The organism is Archangium sp., assembly GCF_036388035.1.
Taxonomy (GTDB): Bacteria; Myxococcota; Myxococcia; order Myxococcales; family Myxococcaceae; genus Archangium.
Map to the genome: position 1 here is coordinate 1 of NZ_DASVSO010000997.1, position 4,950 is coordinate 4,950.

Here is a 4,950-nt window from a genome sequence, read left to right on the forward strand (position 1 = left end):
CAAGACGACCGAGCCCATCCGCATCGACCACCAGCGCACCGAATACCCGCTGGTGCCGGACCTGCACCGTGAGCGGACGATGGAGATCCACTCCGTCCTCTCCGTGTCCGCCTCGTCGCTGGCCTCGGTGCGCGCGCGGGAGGTGGAGCCCTTCTTCTCCTTCCGCCACCCGGCCATGGACTACCGGCGCCACCGGGCCTTCTGGCATGCGCGGCGGCGACCCACCGGACGGGCGGACCTGCCGGGCACGGAGCTGCTCCTCACCTTCCTGGACCTGGACTTCCGGCCGCACCAGCCGGCGGACGAGGTGCTGTTCGCCCACACCCTGTGCACCAACCGGGACCTGGCCGCGCAGCTGCCGCCCGGGCACCCGCTGCAGATGGAGGACGCCGCGCCGCTCCGGGGCATCTCCTGCCTGACGGCGCCCACCGCGCAGGTGGAGCCGCCGCTGGGCGGGCCCACGCTGTGGAAGCTGGTGTCGCTGCTCTCCCTCAACCACCTCTCGCTGTCCTCGGACCCGCGGAGCCTGGAGGCCCTATGCGAGGTGTTGCGCCTGCACGACGTGTCGCCCCAGGCCACCTCCGAGCAGCAGGTGCGCGGCCTGCTGGAGCTGCGCTGCCGGGAGACGCTGGAGCGGACGGGGACGGATGCCTGGCGGGGCTTCTGCCGCGGCCAGGAGGTGACGCTGGTGCTCGACGAGGCCGCCTACGTGGGCGGCAGCGCCGTGCTGTTGGGAGCGGTGCTCAGCCGCTTCCTCGGACTGTACGCCGCGGTGAACTCCTTCACCCGGCTGGTGATGAAGCGGCGCAAGGGCGCCGACAGCGAGGTGTGGAAACGATGGCCGGCCATGGCTGGGCAACAGGCCGTCCTGTAGCGGAGGCCCTCTTCGAGGCGGGCTACCGCTTCGACTTCTTCCAGGCGGTGCGCCTGCTGGCCCTGCTGCGCCCGGAGGCGCCGCGGCCAGGGGAGGGTGCCTCGCCGGACGAGGAGCCGGTGCGCCTGCGCGCCTCGGTGGACATGGGCTTTCCGAGCAGTGACGTGGCCTCCGTGACGCCGCCCTCGCACGAGGGGGCGCCACCGGAGCTGACGGTGCATTTCCTGGGACTGGCCGGGCCCCATGGCCCCCTGCCACTGCCCTTCGCCCAGTGGGTGAGGGACCGGCTGCGACAGGGGGACACCGGGCCGCGGGACTTCCTCGACCTCTTCCAGCACCGCCTGCTGGCGCTGCGGTACCGGGCCCACCAGGCGCGGCGGGTGGGGCAGGAGGTGGGCTCGCCGGAGACGCACGGGGTGGCCGGCTGGCTGTACGCCCTGATGGGGCTGGGCCTGGAGGGAATGAGGGACCGGCGCCCGTCCTCGCTGCCGGACAGGGCCCTGCTGCGCTACGCCGGGTTGCTGGCGCGACGGCCCCGCTCGCTGGCCGTGCTGGAGGCGGTGGTGTCCGACTTCTTCGGCGTACCGGCCCGGAGCCGCTCCTTCGAGGGCGCCTGGCTGCCGCTGGACGAGGAGCAGCAGACGCGGCTGGGTGTCACCGGGCACAACCAGCGGTTGGGCGAGGCGGTGCTGGGCTCGCGCGTGTGGGACCAGCAGGCCCGCTTCGTCCTCGTGCTGGGGCCGCTGGGCCGCGCCGAGCTGGAGGACTTCCTCCCCGGTGGCCATGGACTGGCCAGCCTGGGCGAGCTGGTGCGCTTCGTGGCGGGCACCAGCCTGGACTTCGACCTGGAGCTGGTGGTGGCCCCCTCCGAGGTGCGCGGCACCCGCCTGGGCGACGGGGCACGGCTCGGGTGGAGCTCCTGGATGAAGCCCCGGCCCGGCCCGGCTCCTCGAGAGGGCCACATCACCCTCACCGCGCGCCACACGCGCCCCGCGCCCGGCGGACTGCGCCTGGGGTGGAACGCGTGGCTGCGGGCCAGCGCGGCCCGGCGCCCGGGCGACGAGCGCGCCACCCGCCTCACCGGCGCCGACGGGAGGGTTGCTCCATGAGCCACCAGGGCTTCTCGCAGCAGGGCGTCTACCTCTCCTTCACCAGCCCGCTGGGCAAGGACGCGCTGTTGCTGCACGCCTTCCACGGCGAGGAGCACCTCTCCGCGCCCTTCCACCTCACCCTCGAGCTGCACTCGGCGCGTGGCGACGTGAACTTCAACCAGCTCGTGGGCAAGGGCGCCTCCATCTCCCTGAGCCTCGCCGATGGGAGCTTCCGCTACCTCCATGGGCTCGTCACCCGCTTCGTCCAGGCCGGCACCCGCTCGGACTTCACCACCTATTACGCCGAGCTCCGTCCCTGGCTGTGGCTGCTCACCCTCACCCGGGACAGCCGCATCTTCCAGAACATGACGGTGCCGCGGATCGTCGAGAAGGTCTTCAAGGACAGTGGCTTCTCCGACTTCCGGCTGGCGCTGAAGGGGACGTATGCGCCCCGCGAGTACTGTGTGCAGCACCAGGAGAGCTCCTTCGACTTCGTCTCCCGGCTGCTGGAGGACGAGGGCATCTTCTACTTCTTCGAGCACACCGACTCGAAGCACGTCCTGGTGCTGGCGGATGACCCGAGTGCCCACGCGTCCTGCCCGGGACTGAAGCAGGCGAGGGTGGGCCGTCACGGCACCTCCATCCTCCCGGACGACACCATCACCGAGTGCACGCTGGAGCAGCGGGTGACGTCCACCGCCTACCAGTTGGTGGACTTCAACTTCGAGACGCCAGCCAACAAGCTCCGCGCCGAGCTGGCCAGCGGCACGCCCGTGCTCAAGGTGTACGAGTACCCCGGCGGCTTCCTGCAGAAGGGCCTGGGCGACAGCCGGGTGAAGCGGAGACTCGAGGAGCAGCGCGGCCCGGAGAAGTCGCTGCGAGGCCAGGGCCGCGTACGGGCTTTCATTCCCGGCTACCGGTTCACCCTCGCGGACCACGAGCGCCCGGACGTCAACGGTGCGTACGTGCTGCGCTGGCTGTCCCACTCGGCCAGCGTGGAGCAGTACACCAGCAGCTTCGAGGCCTTCCCCGCCAGCGTCACCTTCCGCCCGCCCCGGGTGACGCCCCGCCCCCGCATCTCCGGGGCGCAGACGGCCATCGTGGTGGGCAAGGCCGGCGAGGAGATCTGGACCGACGAGCACGGGCGCGTGAAGGTCCAGTTCCACTGGGACCAGCAGGGCAAGAAGGACGAGAACAGCTCCTGTTGGATCCGCGTGGCCCAGGGGTGGGCGGGCAAGGCGTGGGGCAGCATCTTCCTGCCGCGCATGGGCCAGGAGGTGCTCGTCACCTTCCTGGACGGAGACCCGGACCGTCCCCTCATCACCGGCTCCATCTACAACGGCGAGCAGACCGTTCCCTATCCGCTGCCCGCCGAGCGGACGAAGAGCACCGTCAAGAGCCACTCCTCCAAGGGGGGCGGTGGCTTCAACGAGCTGCGCTTCGAGGACAAGAAGGGCCAGGAGGAGATCTTCGTCCACGCCCAGAAGGACATGCGGACGGTGGTGGAGAACGACTGGGCGCGCGAGGTGGGGCACGACGACACCACCGTCATCAAGAACGCGCGCACCACCACCATCCAGCAGGCGGACGAGAAGCTGGTGGTGGAGAAGGGCAACCGCGTCGTCCAGGTGCGGACAGGCAACGAGACGCACGAAGTGATGGGCCAGCGCTCGCTGAAGGTGACGGGCAACGAGGACCACACCAACCAGGCGGACTTCACCCACGAGGTGAAGGGCAACTACACGCTGCGGGTGACGGGCAACCTCCTCATCGACGTGGTGGGGGACGTGACCCTCCAGTCGGCGAAGAACCTGATGACCAAGGCCGGGATGAACCTGACGGACCAGGCCGGGGTGTCGCTGACGAACAAGGCCGGCGTGTCGCTGACGAACGACGGGGGCGCGTCGCTGACGAGCAAGGCCAGCGCGACGCAGACGGTGGACGGCGGCGGACTGCTCACCCTCAAGGGTGGGCTGGTGAAGATCAACTAGGGGGTGCCGGATGGAGCGGCGGACCGGACAGACCCCGGAAGGGGAGCAGGCGGAGAGCCGCGCGGCGGAGAGGGCCGCGGATGCGTCCGTGCCCAGCACGGCCATCGCCTGGGACGACGAGGGCCGGCGGGTGGTGATGCGGACGGACTTCCAGGGCGAGGTGCGGCACGGGGAGTCCGTGCTGCTGGGGCCCGAGGGGCGGGAGGTGCAACGGGCCCGCTACCTCCACGGACTGCTGGACGGGGAGCTGGTGCGCTACGGCGAGGACGGGCAGGTGGTGCTGCGGCAGCACTACCGCCAGGGCCTGCTGCACGGCGAGTGCTGCGCCCTCGAGAAGGGCCAGGTGCGGCTGAAACAGACGTACGCGCGGGGACGGCTGGAGGGGCCCTCGGTGACGTACTCGGAGGCGGGCGTGCCGATGGTGGAGGTGCCCTGGCGGGCCGGGCTGCGGGAGGGAGAGGCGCGGATGTTCACCACGTCCGGCGCGCTCTTCCGACGCGAGCCCTACACGGCCGACAAGCTGCACGGGGAGGTGCGGGAGTACGACGAGCGCGGCCAGGTGCGCGAGCGCATCCCCTACGTGCATGGCCGGCGTGACGGCGAGGCGCTCGTCTATGACGAGGAGGGCCGGCCTCGCCGGAAGACGGTGTACCGGGCCGGTGTCCAGGTGGGACCGCCTGTCGAATACGACGAGCACGGCCGCGAGAAGAGCCCGGGACAGCGGCCCTTCATCGTCCGGCTGGCGCGGCTGCTGCGAAGGCTTTGGGGAGAGTGAGCATGGGACTGCAAGTGTGCATGGGCGCGATGATGAAGTGCGGCTTCGGCGCGGCGCCGGCCTCGCTGGTGGTGCTGCCGGTGAACCGGACGATGGCGGGAGGACCGCCCGCGGCCACCATCCTGGACAACAAGCCCCTGGTGAACGTCCCGCCCTTCGGGATGTGCAGCTCGCTGGCCAACCCGGCGGTGGCGGCGGCCACGGCCGCGGCCCTGGGCG

Annotated in this window: 5 protein-coding genes; all 5 read left to right on the forward strand. The window is 71.2% G+C overall.

Going from position 1 to position 4,950, the window contains the following annotated elements; genetic code table 11:
- Positions 1-874, forward strand: an 874-nt coding sequence (locus tag VF697_RS41240) for a type VI secretion system baseplate subunit TssF (RefSeq protein ID WP_331103944.1), incomplete at its 5' end; no start/stop codon positions are given.
- On the forward strand, positions 838-1,983 hold the full coding sequence (tssG, locus tag VF697_RS41245; RefSeq protein ID WP_331103945.1) for a type VI secretion system baseplate subunit TssG: 1,146 nt from the start codon (positions 838-840) through the stop codon (positions 1,981-1,983). The genes VF697_RS41240 and tssG, both read left to right, overlap by 37 nt.
- The gene (locus tag VF697_RS41250; protein ID WP_331103946.1) at positions 1,980-3,956 is read left to right on the forward strand and encodes a type VI secretion system Vgr family protein; all 1,977 of its coding nucleotides are present in this window, start codon (positions 1,980-1,982) and stop codon (positions 3,954-3,956) included. The genes tssG and VF697_RS41250 overlap by 4 nt, the downstream gene beginning before the upstream one ends.
- Before the next feature lie 10 nt (positions 3,957-3,966).
- Positions 3,967-4,731 (forward strand): toxin-antitoxin system YwqK family antitoxin, encoded by a 765-nt coding sequence (locus VF697_RS41255; RefSeq protein ID WP_331103947.1) that lies wholly within the window; start codon positions 3,967-3,969, stop codon positions 4,729-4,731.
- 2 nt (positions 4,732-4,733) lie between these two features.
- Positions 4,734-4,950: DUF4280 domain-containing protein (locus tag VF697_RS41260; protein ID WP_331103948.1), on the forward strand; the 217-nt coding region annotated here is incomplete at its 3' end.

Coding starts and splice junctions, on each gene's coding strand:
- tssG (WP_331103945.1), top strand. CDS start 838: ATGGCCGGCCATGGCTGGGCAACAGGCCGTCCTGTAGCGGAGGCCCTC.
- VF697_RS41250 (WP_331103946.1), top strand. CDS start 1,980: ATGAGCCACCAGGGCTTCTCGCAGCAGGGCGTCTACCTCTCCTTCACC.
- VF697_RS41255 (WP_331103947.1), top strand. CDS start 3,967: ATGGAGCGGCGGACCGGACAGACCCCGGAAGGGGAGCAGGCGGAGAGC.